We start from the raw sequence: 15,624 nt of genomic DNA on the forward strand, positions 1-15,624 counted from the left end.
GGCTCTCGCCCGGGGCGGCGGCCACCTCAGCCGCTCGCCCAGGCCAGGTGGAGCACCGCTATGTCGTCGGCGAGGCCGCCGTGCGGGGCGGCGGCCGCGGCGGCCGAGCGGACCAGTGCCTGGACGAACTCCCGGGCGGGCAGCGACTCGTACTGGCGGGCGAGGCGCAGCAGCCCGTTCTCGCCGAGGCGGGTGCGGGGGCCGGTGAGGCCCTCGAAGAGGCCGTCGGTGAAGACGACGATGCCGGTGCCGGGTTCCAGGGGGAGGTCGGTCTCGGGCCAGGCGCCGGTGCCGGGGGCGATGCCGAGCGCCATGCCGCCGGGCGGGTCGTACCAGGTGGTGCCGGAGGGGGCGCGGACCAGCAGGCCGGGGTGTCCGGCGCGCACCACGCGCACCGAGCGGCGGTCGGCGGGGAAGACGAGGCTGGTGAGGGTCGCGAAGACCTGCCGGGCGGACCGCTCGGCGGCCATGATCTCTTCCAGGAGGCGGAGTTGGGCGGGTCCCGTGCAGCCGCTGAGCACGGCCGCCCGCCAGGCGACGCGCAGGCACACCCCGAGGGCGGCCTCGGTGGCGCCGTGCCCGGAGACGTCGCCGATGACGGCGTGGACGGTGCCGTCGACGGTCTGCACGACGTCGTAGAAGTCGCCGCCGAGCAGGCCCTGTTCGCGGCCCGGGTCGTAGCGGGCGTCCACCTCGAAGCCGGTGGCGCGCATCAACGGCACCGGCAGCAGGCCGAGTTCGAGGCGGGCGTTCTCCTCGGCGCGCAGCCGGCCCGCGTGCAGGGCCACGGCGGCCTGTTCGACCTGCTTGCGCTGGACGGCGTACCGGACGGCCCGGGACAGGGTCTCCGCGTCGAGGCGGCCCTTGACCAGGTAGTCCTGGGCGCCCTCGGCGACGGCGGCCTGACCGGCCTCGCCCTCGACGAGACCGGTCAGGACGACGATGGCGGCGTCCGGGTGGGCGGCGAGCACCTGACGTACCGCATCGAGCCCCCGCACGTCCGGCAGGTGCAGGTCGAGCAGCACGCACACCGGCCCGTCGTGCCCGGCGAGAAAGGTGCGGGCCGCGCCCAGAGTGGTGCACCAGTGGACGTCGGCCCGCAGGTCGCTGTCCTGGAGGACCTCGGTGAACAGCACCGCGTCGCCCGCGTCGTCCTCGACCAGCAGCAGGACGGCTTCGAGGTCCCTCGCACCGGATGTCCTGCCGGCCACCACGAGCCGCTCGGCCACTGCCCACCCCCAGCCCGGAGGCCGGTCCGCCCTGGGCGGCGCGCCTCCTCACGGGCCGAATGATACTGCCGGGGAGGGGGCGTCAGCCCTGTTCGGGCACCTGCGCGAGCGGTGAACCGGCGTTGTTCTGCTGCTCGTTGGGGATCGCACCGCCGAAGCGCCGGTCGCGCTGGGCGTACTCGTAACAGGCGTCCCACAGGTTGCGGCGATCGAAGTCGGGCCACAGCACGTCCTGGTAGACGAACTCTGCGTACGCGCTCTGCCAGAGCAGGTAGTTGGAGGTGCGCTGCTCGCCGCTGGGACGCAGGAACAGGTCCACGTCGGGCATGTCGGGGTAGTAGAGGTACTTGGCGAAGGTCTTTTCGTTGACCTTCGACGGGTCGAGCCTTCCGGCGGCGACGTCGCGGGCGATGGCCTGGGCGGCGTCGGCGATCTCGGCGCGGCCACCGTAGTTGACGCAGAAGTAGAGGGTCATCGCGTCGTTGTCGACGGTCTGCTCCTGGGCGATCTGGAGCTCCTGGACGACCGACTTCCACATCTTCGGCATCCGGCCGACCCAGCGGATGCGGATGCCGAGTTCGTTCATCTCGTCGCGGCGGCGGCGGATGACGTCACGGTTGAAGTTCATCAGGAAGCGCACCTCGTCGGGGGTGCGCTTCCAGTTCTCGGTGGAGAAGGCGTACAGGGAGAGGTTCTTGACGCCCATCTCCAGGCAGCCCTTGAGGACGTCCAGGACGACGCCCTCGCCGACCTTGTGGCCCTCGGTGCGGGGCAGGCCGCGCTCCTTGGCCCAGCGGCCGTTGCCGTCCATGACGATCGCGACGTGCTCGGGGACCAGCTCACCGGGGATCTTCGGGGGGCGCGCACCGGACGGGTGCGGCTCGGGGACCTTGTACTCGCGCTTGTTGCGCCCCAGGATTCCGCGTCGTGCCATGGTGGTGGTTCTCCCTCTGGTGTGCCTGTACTTGCCGGGTGCGCTTACGCCTTCTCCACGTACCTGAGCGAGCGCAGTCCGCGCTCCAGGTGCCAGTGCAGATAGGCCGAGACCAACCCGCTGCCCTCACGCGCGTGCCTGGGCTCGCACGCGTCGGCCGCCGCCCAGTCCCCCGTGAGCAGCGCGCTCAGCAGCCCGACGGCCTCCGCAGAGGGTACGACGCTCCCGGGCACCCGGCAGTCACCGCATATGACGCCGCCCGCGGAGACGGAGAACAGCCGGTTGGGTCCCTCGATGCCGCACTTGGCGCAGTCGTCGAAGCTGGGGGCGTACCCGTTGACGGCCAGCGAGCGCAGCAGGAAGGCGTCCAGGATGAGGTTCGGGGCGTGCTCGGCGCGGGAGAGGGTGCGCAGGCCGCCCACCAGAAGGAGGTACTGCTGGACGGCGGGTTCGCCCTCGTGGTCGGTGAACCGTTCCGCCGTCTCCAGCATGGCGGTGCCGGCGGTGTAGCGGGCGTAGTCGGTGACGATGCCGCTGCCGTAGGGGGCGATGATCTCGCCCTGGGTGCAGAGCGGGAGCCCGCGGCCGACCAGCTCGCTGCCGCGGGCGAAGAACTGCACGTCCACGTGGGAGAAGGGCTCCAGGCGGGCCCCGAACTTCGACTTGGTGCGGCGCACGCCCCGGGCGACCGCCCGGACGCGGCCGTGGTGGCGGGTGAGGAGCGTGATGATGCGGTCCGCCTCGCCCAGCTTCTGGGTGCGCAGGACGATGCCGTCATCACGGAACAGACTCATGGGGTCCATTGTCCCGTACGTGGAGGGCGGTCCGGGGGTGCGGGGGCCCGGGGTCCTGGGGTGCGCATTCCTAGGGCAGCTCCCCGCGGCTGCGCGCGTTGACGTACGCCGTGGCCGCACTGAGCCGCTCGGAGGCCGTGGCGGGGCGTACGTCGCCCTCGTCGGCGTTCCACTCGCGGCCGCCGCCCACCGGGGTCAGCCGCAGCAGGCGGCCCACCTTGGCGACGACCCGGCCGACCCGTGCGCTGGTGAGGTCCACCACGTACGAGCCGAGGGGCGGGGGCTTCACCGCTCGTCCGACGGCACGAGACCGGTTCTTTCCCGCGTCGCGCGCATTTTCTCCATGACTTCCACCACTTCTCCCGTGTTTCCCGCGCATTCCCGACGGATGCGGACCGGGGTGCGGATTCCCATCATTGCCATTGCTTCCCGCCCGGAATGGATTTCACGTTTTGCGTTACACAGGCGGGCCGACCTGGCTACTCTCGGGGGGAGGTCTGCGCTGTGGATACCCGCATTGAATTCGAACAGGCCTTTCGGAATCACTAAAGGGCGGCGCAAGAATTATTGAGCGGCGCATTACCGGCGCACGCAACCGGGGACCGTACTCCTGCGCGAGTGCGGCTAGTGTTCCAGGACCTCTTCGCGGGACTTCACGTCCTCGTCCCGAATGATCAAGAATTCCCGGTCCTTCTCCGTCAGGAACTTCAGGAACCCCGGTTCGGCCTCCAGCACGTACCCGCGCAGCGGCTGCTCGTGCCCCTGGAGCTCGACCCGCTCCAGCGGCATCCACGGCGTCCGTACGACGGCGGCGCTGACCAGCATCGCGAGGACCGAGGCGCCCAGCACCAGGCCCATGACGTGCCGCCCCGCCCACCGGGACGCCTCCCCGACCTGGCCCTGCGCGCCCCGCGTCAGCACGCCGAAGCCCACCATCACCGCCACGACCAGCACCGACGCCAGCGGCAGCCACCAGGTGCCGAAGCTCAGGACGTACGCGGTCATGCCCGCGACCGCGATGGCGAGCATCCCGATCCCGGCCAGGTCGATCCGGGCGTCCCGGTCGAGCTTGCCCTCCTCGCGCATCCGGGCGGCCAGCATGAAGCCGCCCAGCACCCGGAAGAGGAACGCGGGCAGCAGCACGACGAGCAGGACCGCCGCCACGACGGAGTCCGCGAGGACCGTCCCGAGGACGATCCCGATGCTGTCGTCCAGGTCCAGGGTGTGCAGCACGGCGAAGGCGGTGTGCCACTGGTAGCCGGAGACGGCGAACAGTCTCAGCAGCAGGAAGAGGAACGCGGCGGTGGTGAGGGTGAGCCCGCTGCTCAACCCGTGCCGCCGTTCCTCGCCCTCCCCCGCTCCCTCGCCCTGTCCCGGCCTGCCCGCCTGTTCCTGGTGCGCCATGCGCTCAACCTGCCACAGGGGGCGCGGGGGTGCGCGTCGGCGTACGCCGTGGCCGGCTCAGCCCCCGCCCGGGACCACCAGACCCGACTCGTACCCCACGATCACCAGCTGCGCCCGGTCCCGTGCCCCCAACTTGCCCATGATCCGGCTGACATGGGTCTTGGCGGTCAGCGGCGACAGGCCCAGTGCCTCGGCGACCTCCGTGTTGTTCAGCCCGCGCGCCACCAGCGCCAGCACCTCCCGCTCGCGCCCGGAAAGCCCCTCGGGGCCGCCCGTCGAGGGTGCCTCGGGGGCGCGCAGGGCGCGGGCGATGAGGCGGGCGGTGGGCCCGGGAGAGAGCAGCGACTCGCCCGCCGCGACCGTGCGGATGCCGTCGAGGAGGACGGCCGGGTGGGTGTCCTTGACCAGGAAGCCGGAGGCCCCGGCCCGCAGCGCCGCCATGATGTGCTCGTCGGTGTCGTACGTGGTCAGGACCAGCACCCGCACCCCCGCCAGGTCCTCGTCGGCGGCGATCAGCCGGGTCGCCGCGATGCCGTCGAGGTCCGGCATCCGGATGTCCATCACGACCACGTCGGCCCGCGCTGAGGCGGCCAGCGCGACCGCTTCGCGGCCCGTCCCGGCCTGGCCCACCACCTCCATGTCCCGCGCCGACTCGACCAGGACCGCGAAGGCGGCCCTCACCAGCGTCTGGTCGTCCGCCAGCAGCACCCGGATCGTCACCCGCGCTCCCCCTCCCGTGTCCGGCCGCTCTCCCGCGGCCCGTCGTCCCGCGCCTTGTCGCCCCCCAGCGGCAGCACTGCGCTCACCTCGAACCCTCCCCCGTCGCGCGGGCCCGCCGCCAGCGTGCCGTTCACGCTGCGCGCCCGCTCCCGCATGCCGGTCAGCCCGTATCCGCCGGTCCCGTCCGGGCCGTGGGAACCGTGGATGCCGTGGGGGCCGTGAGAGCCCGCCCCGTCGTCCGTGACCCGCACCCGCAGGCTCCCCTGCTCCACGGCGACCCGTACCGCCGCCTTCGCCCCGTCCCCGCCGTGCCGCACCGCGTTCGTCAGCGCCTCCTGCACGATGCGGTACGCCGCCGCCTGCACCGCGGGCACCGGTTGCACGCCGTCCACGTCCAGGTGCAGCGTCGCCTCCGCCCTGCGCGCCAGCTCCGGCAGCGCCGCCAGGTCCGGCAGCGGTCCGTCGGGGGCGGGGTCGTCGGCGCGCAGCACCTCCAGGGTGGTGCGCAGTTCGCCGCGCGCCGTGCGGCAGGTCTCGGTGATGCCGTCGAGGGCGCCTGCGAGGGCCGCCCGGTCGAACCGGTCGGGGGCGACGGTCAGGACGTGGGCGGCGACCGAGGTCTGGACACCGATGAGGGTGATCGAGTGGGCCAGCAGGTCGTGCAGGTCGCGGGCGATGCGTACGCGTTCCTCGGCGACCCGCCGCGCCGCCTCCTGCTCCCGGGTGCGCTCGGCCCGTTCCGCGCGCTCGACGATCGCGGCGACGTACCGCCGGTGCAGCCGCAGGGCGACCCCGACGAGGACGACGGCGACGATCCACCCGGAGGTACCGAGCAGCTCCAGGCCCTGATGCGTGTTGACGGTGAGCATCACCGACACCGCGAGCCCCACCGCCCCCAGCCCGATGAGGAGGGCGGCGACGGGCCGCGAGGTCGCCGCGACCGTGTACATCGCGATGAGCGCGACGGGCACCGGCGCCGTGTGCGTGTAGTCCAGCGCGTGGTACGGAGCCACCGCCGCCAGCACCACCAGCAGCACCGGCACCGGCCGCACCCGCCGCCACACCAGCGCGAGGACCGCCACCGCCAGCAGCAGCCACCCGAGGACGTCCGGTGCGCGCCCGTCGTACACCAGTAGCGCCAGCGCGGCCGTCAGCGCACCGACGGCGGCGGCGAGCGCCGTGTCGGTGCGCAGACGGTGCGGGGCGAGCAGCGGGTCGCGGTTCAGCACGGCGAACACGTGCTCGGGCGGCGAGGGCACACGGTCATCCTCGGGTACGCACCCGGTCATCTGCCAGGCGGGGTACGGGAGTTGGTGCGGCCGCAGGCTTCCGGGCGAGGTTCCCCGGCCACCACACCCGCCGCCCCAGCAGCACACTCGCACTGGTCACCAGGTACGTCCGTACGAGGAAGGTGTCGAGCAGCACGCCCACCGCCACCAGAATCCCCAGTTCGGCCATCATCACCAGCGGCAGCGAGGCCAGCACCATGAAGGTCGCCGCGAGCACCACCCCGGCGGAGGCGATGACCCCGCCCGTGGTGCGCAGCGCGGTGAGCGCCGCCTCCTTGGGCGTCGCGCCGCGCCGGGCCTCCTCGCGCATCCGGTGCATCAGGAAGATGCCGTAGTCGACGCCGAGCGCGACCAGGAAGACGAAGGAGAGCAGGGCGAGCCCGGAGTCGAAGCCGGGGAAGCCGAGCAGCGGCTCGAAGACGAGCCCGCCGAGGCCGAGCGTCGCACCCCACACCACCACGACGGCGGCGATCAGCAGCAGCGGTGCGACGAGGCTGCGCAGGAGTGCCATGAGGATGAGCGCGACGGCGGCCAGGACGAGCGGGACGACGACGAGCCGGTCGCGGGAGTGGGTGGCGGCGGTGTCGAGGGTCTGGGCGCTGAGCCCGCCGACGTGCGCCCCGTACTCGGCTCCCGGCCCGGCCCGCAGCGCCTCAATGGTGGCGGTCTCGGCCGCCGATTCGGGGGCGCCCTCGGCGAAGACCTGGATCTCGGTCCAGCCGCCGCCGCTGCGTCCCTGCTGGGCCCCTGCGACGCCTTCGGTGGTACGGGCTCCGGCGAGCACCCGGGAGGCGTCGGCGGCGGGGGCGAACACGCTGATGGGCTGGCTGCCGCGGTCCGGGTGGGCGGCGGACAGCGTCGCCATGGCGGACACCGACTCGGGGGCCTTGGTGAAGCTGTCGCCGGTCTTCAGCTCGCCGGGCAGGTTGAACGCGCCGAGCGCGAGGGCGCCGAGCGCGACGACCCCGGTGACGAAGACGGCGGCCGGCCGCCGCCCTGCCGAACTCCCCATGCGGGCGAAGAGGCTGCGGCGCTCCTTCGGCTCGCTGCCGTACGCGGGGATCAGCGGCCAGAACACCCGCCGGCCGAGCAGCACCAGCAGCGCGGGCAGCAGCGTCAGCATCGCGGCCAGCGCGCAGATCACCCCGACCGCGCCGACCGGGCCGAGCCCCCGGCTGCTGTTGAGGTCGGCGGCGAGCAGGCAGAGCAGACCCGCGACGACGGTGCCCGAGGAGGCGAGGACGGCGGGCCCGCAGCCGCGCAGGGCGGCCAGCATGGCGTCGTACGGGCGCACATGGCGGCGGAGTTCCTCGCGGTAGCGGGCGACGACGAGGAGGGCGTAGTCGGTGCCCGCACCGAAGACGAGGACGGTCATGATGCCGCCGCTCTGCCCGGTGACGACGACGTCGAAGCCCTGCACGAGCCCGTACACGGCGGCCCGCGAGGCGAGGGCCGCGACGCCGACCGCCAGCAGCGGGACCAGCCACAGGAAGGGGCTGCGGTAGGTGAGGATCAGCAGGACGGTGACGACGAGGACGGTCGCGATCATCAGGGTGCCGTCGATGGAGCCGAAGACCTCCCCGAGGTCGTGCTGGAGGGCGCCGGTGCCGCCGACCTCGGCGCTCAGTCCGTCGCCGTCCTGCACGAGGGCGCGCACGTCGGTGACGAAGGCGGTGCGGGCCTCTTCGTCGGTGCCCGGTCCGGCCGTGGAGACGGGGTACATGAGGGTGGCGCCGTCGGCGGAGGGGATCGCTTTCGGGGGTGCGGCGAGGGGGTGGGCTTCGGCGACGGCGGCCGCCTGGCGTGCGGCAACCGCCTTGTCGGGGGCGGTGAGGCCGCCGTCGCGGTGGTAGACGAGGACGACGTCGGTGCTCTCCCCGCCGGGCAGCAGCTCGCGCAGTTTCTCCACCTGGGTGGAGTCGGCGCTCGCGGGGAGGTAGTCGACGGCGTTGTTGCGCTGTACGTCGCCGAGCCTGCCCGCGAAGGGCAGGGCGACGGCGAGCACGATCGCCCAGAGCGCGAGGACCGCCCAGGGGCTGCGGCTCCGGCGGGGTGCGGGGGGCGCTGGATTCGGGGTGGTGTCCATGCCTCCAGACTTCCGGCGGCAGGTCCCCGACTCGTCGGCCGTACAAACGAGTTGGGCCCTACCCCCGGGGGCGGCACGGGAGCGGTGCTACTCCCCGGGGAGTATCAGGACGGCGTCCGGGCCGCCGCGAGGAGCCTCGCGGTGTCGTCCGCGCACAGCTGGAGGGCCGCGCCGACGGTCGCCAGGACCTCCCGCTCCGCCGGGTTGTACGGGCCGTCGGCCAGCGCGATGCGGGCGCCCTGGAGGAGCAGGGACTCGCGCCCGGCGGGCGCCAGGTGCGGGGCCAGCGGCTCCAGCGCCTCGTGCAGTTCGATGGCGAGGGTGGCGCTGTAGGGGCAGTCGATGCCGGACTCCGCCTCCTCGGGGAGGTAGCGGCCGGAGTCGGCGGAGAGCGCCTCCACGAGGTGGGTGAGCTGGTCCTCCGTACAGTCCTCGAAGCCCGCCGAGCGGACCGTCGCCGCCGCGGCGGCCGTGACCGTACGAGAAGGCGTGCCGCCCGCGGCGAGGACGGCGAGGGCGACCGTGTGGACGGCGTCGCGGAGCATCGCGGAGAAGCGCACGGAGGTCGGGTGGTCGAGGGCCTCGGTGCCGAACTCGCCCTCGCAGGAGGCGCATTGGACGAGGGGGCCGACGGTGCCGCGCGCGGAGAGCGGGACGCCGAGGACGGTGAGGCGCCGGCGGCCGGTGCGCCGGGCGTAGTTGCGGTCGCCGCCGCAGCCGGGGCAGAAGAACTCCCCGTCGCCGACGGTGGTCCACGTGGTGCGCACGCCCCACAGGCTGAGCGATCGGCCTCGTCCTGGCAGCACGGCGTACCTCCATAACGCTTCGGCATCATTGCCGGGGTTGGACGTGATGTTAGCCACATCCGAGACCCCCCGTCAGCACCCTGTGGAAAGACGGAGGTCCCGCCCCCGGCGCTGCGGGAACGGGACCTTCCGAAACATGGTGGAAACAGGGAGGTCAGCGGGCCGCCCGGTTCACGGCGGAGACAACTGCCTTGAGCGAGGCCCGAGTCGTGTTCGGGTCGATGCCGATGCCCCACAGGACCTGGCCGTCGATGGCGCACTCGATGTACGAGGCGGCCTGCGCGGAGGCGCCCTCGCTCATCGTGTGCTCCTGGTAGTCCAGCAGGCGGGCGTCGACGCCGACGGCGGCCAGCGCGTCGAAGAACGCGGAGATCGGGCCGTTGCCGGAGCCGGTCAGGACCGTCTCGACGCCGTCCACGACCGCCTCGACGGTGAGGGTGTCGGTGCCGTCGGTGTCGGTGGTGGTCTGGCCGGAGCGGACCTGGATGCGGCCCCACGGGTTCTCGGCGTTGGGCAGGTACTCGTCCTGGAAGACCGACCAGATGGCCTTCGGGGTGACCTCGCCGCCCTCGGAGTCCGTCTTCTGCTGGATGATCTTCGAGAACTCGATCTGCATACGACGCGGCAGGTCCAGCTTGTGGTCGTTCTTCAGGACGTACGCGATGCCGCCCTTGCCGGACTGCGAGTTGACCCGGATGACCGCCTCGTAGGAGCGGCCGACGTCCTTGGGGTCGATCGGCAGGTACGGGACCGCCCACTCGATGTCGTCGACGGTCTTGCCCTGGGCGGCCGCGTCGGCCTCCATGGCGTCGAAGCCCTTCTTGATGGCGTCCTGGTGGGAGCCGGAGAAGGCGGTGTAGACCAGGTCGCCCGCGTAGGGGTGGCGCGGGTGGACCTCCATCTGGTTGCAGTATTCGCTGGTGCGGCGGATCTCGTCGATCTGCGAGAAGTCGATCTGCGGGTCGACGCCCTGCGAGAAGAGGTTCATGCCCAGGGTGACCAGGTCGACGTTGCCGGTGCGCTCGCCCTGGCCGAACAGGCAGCCCTCGATGCGGTCGGCGCCGGCCATCAGCGCCAGCTCGGCGGCGGCGACGGCGGTGCCCCGGTCGTTGTGCGGGTGCACGGACAGGCACACGTGCTCGCGGCGGGACAGGTTGCGGGACATCCACTCGAAGCGGTCCGCGTGCGTGGAGGGCGTCGAACGCTCCACGGTGGCGGGCAGGTTGAGGATGATCTCGCGCCCCTCCTCCGGCCCCCACACGTCACAGACGGCCTCGCAGACCTCCAGGGCGAAGTCCAGCTCGGTGTCGGTGAAGATCTCCGGGCTGTACTGGTAGCCGAAGATCGTCTCGGGGCCGAGGATCTTCTCCGCGTACTCCATCACCAGCCGGGTGCCGTCCACCGCGATCTGCTTGACCTGCTCCCTGGTGCCGCGGAAGACCACGCGGCGGAAGGTCGGGGCGGTCGCGTTGTACAGGTGCACGGTGGCCCGGTGCGCGCCGCGCAGGGACTCCACGGTGCGCTCGATCAGCTCCTCGCGGGCCTGGGTGAGGACGGAGATCGTCACGTCCTCCGGGATCGCGCCTTCCTCGATGATGGAGCGTACGAAGTTGAAGTCGGTCTCGCCCGAGGACGGGAAGCCGACCTCGATCTCCTTGTAGCCCATGCGGACCAGCAGGTCGAACATCTCGCGCTTGCGGGCGGGCGACATGGGGTCGATCAGTGCCTGGTTGCCGTCGCGCAGGTCGGTGGAGAGCCAGCGGGGGGCCTTGGTGATGCGGGCCTCGGGCCAGGTGCGGTCGGGGATCGTGACGGCTTCGTACTGGCCGTACTTGTGGACCGGCATCCCGGACGGCTTCTGGAAGTGCGCGGCGTTCGTCACGGGGGTGGGGTTGCCGACGGACTGCTGGTCCTGCTGGGGGGTCATTGCGTAGGGCTCCTCGGGTCTCCTGCAAGGGGACGGCCGACTGTCGCGCAGCACCAGATCCCGCGGGGAGGGGGTCGGCCTACGACTACAGGCCCTCGCCGCGGCAGCTAAGGAGAAGCAGCCCGAAACGCATGATGTGCCGCAGCCTAACCGAGGGGCGGCGGGGGTGCCGGTCCGTATCAGTATGCAAGACCTGACATGGATGTCGGGGAAACTGTGATCCTTCACTCCAAGCAATGAAATATGGACCGAATCATGGTCGCAGGTAGTGACACCGGCATGACCCAGTGCCACATTGCTCGCCATGGAAGCCATCCATCCCGTTTTCTGCACCATCGTGCCGCCCCACGTCCTCGACAAGCTCGCACGGGCCGAGGACCCCGCGCTCGCCGGACCCGCCCGCCGCACCCTGGAGGCGGACGCCCAGCAGCGCACCCACCGCCGGCTGACCACCGTCATCGGCGCCCCGTCGCTCGCCCCCTCCCCGGGGGCCGCCGACAACAAGGTCCACCGCCTCATCCACGACGCCCAGCACAAGACGGACCTGCCGGGCAAGGTCGTCCGCAAGGAGGGCGCCGAGCCCTTCAAGGACGCCACCGTCAACCGCGCCTACGCCGGCCTCGGCGCCACCTTCGAGCTGCTGCTGAAGGCGTTCGGCCGCAACTCCATCGACGGCGAGGGCATGCCGCTCATCGCGAGCGTGCACTTCGACCGCGACTACGGGAACGCCTTCTGGGACGGCGAACAGATGGTGTTCGGCGACGGTGACGGCGAGATCTTCCTCGACTTCACCCTCCCCGTCGACGTCATGGGCCACGAACTGGCGCACGGCGTCACCCAGCACACGGCGAACTTCAGCTACTTCGGCCAGCCCGGTGCGCTGAACGAGTCGATGTCCGACGTCATCGGCTCCCTCGTCAAGCAGTACGTCAACGACCAGACCGCCGCCGAGGCGGACTGGCTGATCGGCCAGGGCCTGCTCGCCGAGCGCGTCCAAGGCGTCGCCCTGCGCTCGATGAAGGCCCCCGGCACGGCGTACGACGACGACGTCCTGGGCAAGGACCCGCAGCCCGCGACGATGGACGACTACGTCACCACCGGCCGCGACAACGGCGGCGTGCACATCAACTCCGGCATCCCCAACCACGCCTTCTACCTGCTGGCCGACGCGCTCGGCGGCAAGGCGTGGGAGCGGGCCGGACAGATCTGGTACGACACCCTCACCGCGGGCACGCTCTCCACCACCCCGACCTTCGCGGACTTCGCGCAGGCCACGGTGGCGGCGTCGCGCGCCAGGTACCACGACGGCGAGGAGACCCAGGCCCTGCTGAAGGCGTGGGAGCAGGTCGGCGTGCCGACGACGCAGAAGAAGGCAAAGCTGTAAGCACGTCACGTACGAGCACGGGGGCGTCCCGGAGGCCCGGGGCGCCCCCTACCCGTGGAGCCGTACCCGTACTAGAACGGACCCCATGCTTATTCAGGTAGTCCGCACCGGAGGATTCGCCGGGATCGAGCGCCGCGCCGAGATCGACACCTCGGGCCGGCCCGACGCCCACGAGTGGCACGCCCTGGCCGGGGAGGCGGCGGCCGCCGGACGGGGGCTGCGGATGCCGGGGGCGGCGATCCCGGACGGCTTCAGCTACGAGATCACGGTGGACGGGCAGACCTTCCACTGCGCCGAGCCGCAACTGTCGGACGCGCAGCGGGAATTGATCTCCCGGGTGCTGAAGGAGGGCGCGTAACGACACGTGCTGTCCAGACCGTTGACAGCGTTACCCGTGGGTAAGGACGATCTCCCCCATGACAACGCTGCCATCCGGCTCTCCGAGCCCGCTGCCCCGCTTTCCCGCCAACTTCCTGTGGGGCGTGTCCACTTCGGCGCACCAGATCGAGGGCGCGGCGAGCGAGGACGGGCGCGGCCTCTCGTCCTGGGACGCCTTCGCCGCCGAGCCCGGCCGCATCAAGGACGGCTCGAACGCGTCCGTGGCCTGCGACCACTACCACCGCTACCCCGAGGACGTGGCGCTCCTGAAGGACCTGGGGGTGGGCGCGTACCGCTTCTCGGTCTCCTGGTCGCGGGTGCTGCCGGAGGGTGCGGGCGCGGTCAACAAGGCCGGGCTCGACTTCTACGACCGGCTCGTCGACGCCCTGTGCGAGGCGGGGGTGCGCCCGGTGCCGACCCTCTTCCACTGGGACACACCGCTCGCGCTGGAGCAGGCGGGCGGCTGGCTGGAGCGGGACACGGCGCACCGGTTCGCGGAGTACGTGGACGTGGTGGCGACCCGGCTCGGCGACCGGGTGGGCCGCTGGATCACCCTGAACGAGCCGGCCGAGATAACCCTCCTCGGCCACGCGCTGGGCGAGCACGCGCCCGGCAAGCGGCTCCTCTTCGACGCCGTGCCCGTCGCCCACCACCAGCTCCTGGCGCACGGTCTCGCGGTGCAGGTGCTGCGCGAGCGGGGCTCGGGCTCCATCGGCATCGCCAACTCGCACGGGCCGACCTGGGCCGCGTCGGACTCCGAGGAGGACCGGGGCGCCGCCGACTTCTACGACCTGCTGCTCAACCGCCTCTTCGCGGACCCGCTGCTGCTGGGGAAGTACCCGGACGGCATCGCGGAGATGCTCCCGGGCCCGGTCGAGGACGACCTGCGGCTGATCTCGCAGCCGCTGGACTGGTACGGCGTCAACTACTACCAGCCCACCAGGGTCGGCGCCCACGACCCGTCCGTCTCCGCCGACTTCGCGGGCATCAGCATCCCCGCGGAGATGCCGTTCTCCGTGCACCGGGTGGAGGGCTTCGAGCGCACGGCCTTCGACTGGCCGGTGGTGCCGGGCGCCCTGCTCGAACTGCTGGTGGGCTTCAAGGAGCGGTACGGGGAGAAACTGCCGCCCGTCGTCATCACCGAGAACGGGTGCAGTTACGAGGGCATCGACGACCAGGCGCGCATCCGCTACCTCGACGGGCACCTGCGTGCCCTGCACGACGCCATGGACGAGGGCGTCGACGTGCGCGGGTACTTCGTGTGGTCGCTGATGGACAACTGGGAGTGGGCGGAGGGGTACGCGCAGCGGTTCGGGCTCGTGCACGTCGACTTCGACACCCTGAAGCGGACGCCGAAGGCCTCGTACGCGTGGCTGCGGGACGCGCTGCGGGCACAGAGGTGACGACCCCTCTGTCTCCTCCTTCGGCGCTGAAGGAACCTTCCGTCGACGTCTCGCGCGGCTGGACGGCGACGCTGTCGCTCGCCAACGGGGCGATCTGGGTGGGGTGGTTCGGCCCCCTCCAGGTCCTCCTGGCACTCCAGGCGGCAGAACTGGCACCCGGCGCCGGGATGCCGAAGGAGTCCGTGCTGGCGTGGGTGACCGGCATCGGTGCCGTCGTCTCCATGCTCTCCAACCCCGTTTTCGGGGCACTGTCGGACCGTACGACGTCACGCTTCGGGCGTCGCAGCCCGTGGATCGTGGGCGGGTCCGTCACCGGTGCGGCGGCACTGGTGCTGCTCGCCCTCGCACCGGGCCTGGTGACGATGACGCTGGCGTGGTGCCTGGTGCAGCTCACGCTGAACGCCGCGTTCGCCGCGGTGACGGCGTCCGTGCCGGACCAGGTGCCGCACCGCCAGCGCGGGCGGGTCGGCGGGTGGCTGGGCGCGGCACAGATGCTGGGCGTGGTCGCGGGGACGGGCCTGGCGTCGCTGGGCGGGCTGCTGGCGGGGTACGTGGCGTGCGCGGTGTTCTGCGCGGTCGGGGTGCTGCCCTTTGTCGTACGCCACAAGGACCCAGCCCTCTCGCCGGCGGAACGCGAACCCTTCCACTGGCAGGGATTCGTGGCGGGCTTCTGGCTGAGCCCCCGCCGGTACCCGGACCTGGGCTGGGCGTGGCTGACCCGTTTCCTCATCAACCTGGGGAACTCGATCGTCCTGCTCTACCTCCTGTACTACCTCCGGGACCGGGTGCAGTACGACGACCCCGAGACCGGCGTCCTGATCCTGACCGCCGTCAACGGTGTCACCCTCCTGGCCACGGTCGTGGTGAGCGGGGTGTGGTCGGACCGGGTGGGCCGCAGGAAGCCCTTCGTGCTGTGGGCGGGGGTGCTGATGGCGGGGGCGTCGGGCCTGCTCGCCGTCTGGCAGACCTGGCCGGGAGCCCTGGTCGCGGCGGCGCTCCTGGGCATCGGCTTCGGAGTCTTCACCTCGGTGGACTTCGCCCTGATGACGGACGTCCTCCCCTCGGCCGCCGCCCGCGGCAAGGACCTCGGCCTCATCAACATCGCCAATTCCCTGCCCCAGGTCGCCGCCCCGGCCCTGTCCGCCCCCATCGTGGTCCACCTGGGCGGCTACCGGGTCCTGTACGGGGTGGCAGCGGCGATAGGCCTCCTGGGCGCCGTCCTGGTCCACCGCATCCGGGGCGTCCCGTAGCCCCCTCGGGGGGCGGGGCC

14 protein-coding genes are annotated in these 15,624 nt (G+C 72.0%); 4 read left to right on the plus strand and 10 right to left on the minus strand.

Annotated elements, in window-relative coordinates; translation table 11 throughout:
- Positions 1 to 26: 26 nt before the first annotated feature.
- The 10 genes from IE269_RS36665 to leuA all read right to left on the minus strand — a co-directional run bounded on the left by IE269_RS36665 (position 27) and on the right by leuA (position 11,189).
- Positions 27 to 1,229, minus strand: a complete 1,203-nt coding sequence (locus tag IE269_RS36665; RefSeq protein WP_189827624.1) for a PP2C family protein-serine/threonine phosphatase — start codon at positions 1,227 to 1,229, stop codon at positions 27 to 29.
- 82 nt (positions 1,230 to 1,311) lie between these two features.
- Complete coding sequence (locus IE269_RS36670) at positions 1,312 to 2,163, minus strand: isoprenyl transferase (RefSeq protein ID WP_189827625.1); 852 nt, start codon at positions 2,161 to 2,163, stop codon at positions 1,312 to 1,314.
- Positions 2,164 to 2,207: 44 nt separating this feature from the next.
- The gene (gene recO / locus IE269_RS36675) at positions 2,208 to 2,957 is read right to left on the minus strand and encodes a DNA repair protein RecO (RefSeq protein WP_189827626.1); all 750 of its coding nucleotides are present in this window, start codon (positions 2,955 to 2,957) and stop codon (positions 2,208 to 2,210) included.
- A gap of 70 nt (positions 2,958 to 3,027) precedes the next feature.
- The gene (locus IE269_RS36680) at positions 3,028 to 3,246 is read right to left on the minus strand and encodes a hypothetical protein (RefSeq protein ID WP_189827627.1); all 219 of its coding nucleotides are present in this window, start codon (positions 3,244 to 3,246) and stop codon (positions 3,028 to 3,030) included.
- 335 nt (positions 3,247 to 3,581) lie between these two features.
- The gene (locus IE269_RS36685) at positions 3,582 to 4,361 is read right to left on the minus strand and encodes a hypothetical protein (RefSeq protein ID WP_189827628.1); all 780 of its coding nucleotides are present in this window, start codon (positions 4,359 to 4,361) and stop codon (positions 3,582 to 3,584) included.
- Between the two features lie 57 nt (positions 4,362 to 4,418).
- Entirely contained in the window at positions 4,419 to 5,081 is a 663-nt protein-coding gene (locus tag IE269_RS36690; protein ID WP_189827629.1) for a response regulator, read from the minus strand.
- On the minus strand, positions 5,078 to 6,340 hold the full coding sequence (locus IE269_RS36695; protein ID WP_438817669.1) for a sensor histidine kinase: 1,263 nt from the start codon (positions 6,338 to 6,340) through the stop codon (positions 5,078 to 5,080). The genes IE269_RS36690 and IE269_RS36695 overlap by 4 nt, the downstream gene beginning before the upstream one ends.
- 4 nt (positions 6,341 to 6,344) lie before the next feature.
- Positions 6,345 to 8,456 (minus strand): MMPL family transporter, encoded by a 2,112-nt coding sequence (locus tag IE269_RS36700; RefSeq protein WP_189827631.1) that lies wholly within the window; start codon positions 8,454 to 8,456, stop codon positions 6,345 to 6,347.
- Positions 8,457 to 8,560: 104 nt separating this feature from the next.
- Positions 8,561 to 9,262, minus strand: coding sequence for a TerB family tellurite resistance protein (locus IE269_RS36705; protein ID WP_189827632.1), 702 nt, complete (start codon positions 9,260 to 9,262; stop codon positions 8,561 to 8,563).
- 154 nt (positions 9,263 to 9,416) lie between these two features.
- Entirely contained in the window at positions 9,417 to 11,189 is a 1,773-nt protein-coding gene (gene leuA, locus IE269_RS36710; RefSeq protein WP_189827633.1) for a 2-isopropylmalate synthase, read from the minus strand.
- Between the two features lie 304 nt (positions 11,190 to 11,493).
- Between leuA and IE269_RS36715 the strand changes: the two genes are divergently transcribed.
- From IE269_RS36715 to IE269_RS36730, 4 genes are all read left to right on the plus strand, one after another.
- Complete coding sequence (locus IE269_RS36715; protein WP_189827634.1) at positions 11,494 to 12,573, plus strand: M4 family metallopeptidase; 1,080 nt, start codon at positions 11,494 to 11,496, stop codon at positions 12,571 to 12,573.
- Between the two features lie 85 nt (positions 12,574 to 12,658).
- Positions 12,659 to 12,931 carry a protealysin inhibitor emfourin gene (locus IE269_RS36720; protein WP_189827635.1) on the plus strand — a complete coding sequence of 91 codons (273 nt, stop codon included), beginning with the start codon at positions 12,659 to 12,661 and terminating at the stop codon, positions 12,929 to 12,931.
- 58 nt (positions 12,932 to 12,989) lie between these two features.
- Complete coding sequence (locus IE269_RS36725; RefSeq protein ID WP_189827636.1) at positions 12,990 to 14,354, plus strand: GH1 family beta-glucosidase; 1,365 nt, start codon at positions 12,990 to 12,992, stop codon at positions 14,352 to 14,354.
- A complete protein-coding gene (locus IE269_RS36730) occupies positions 14,351 to 15,604 on the plus strand; it encodes an MFS transporter (protein WP_189827637.1) in 1,254 nt (417 codons plus the stop codon). Before IE269_RS36725 ends, IE269_RS36730 begins: the two co-directional genes overlap by 4 nt.
- The last annotated feature ends 20 nt before the right edge of the window (positions 15,605 to 15,624 follow it).

The organism is Streptomyces spiroverticillatus, assembly GCA_014650415.1.
GTDB lineage: Bacteria > Actinomycetota > Actinomycetes > Streptomycetales > Streptomycetaceae > Streptomyces > Streptomyces spiroverticillatus.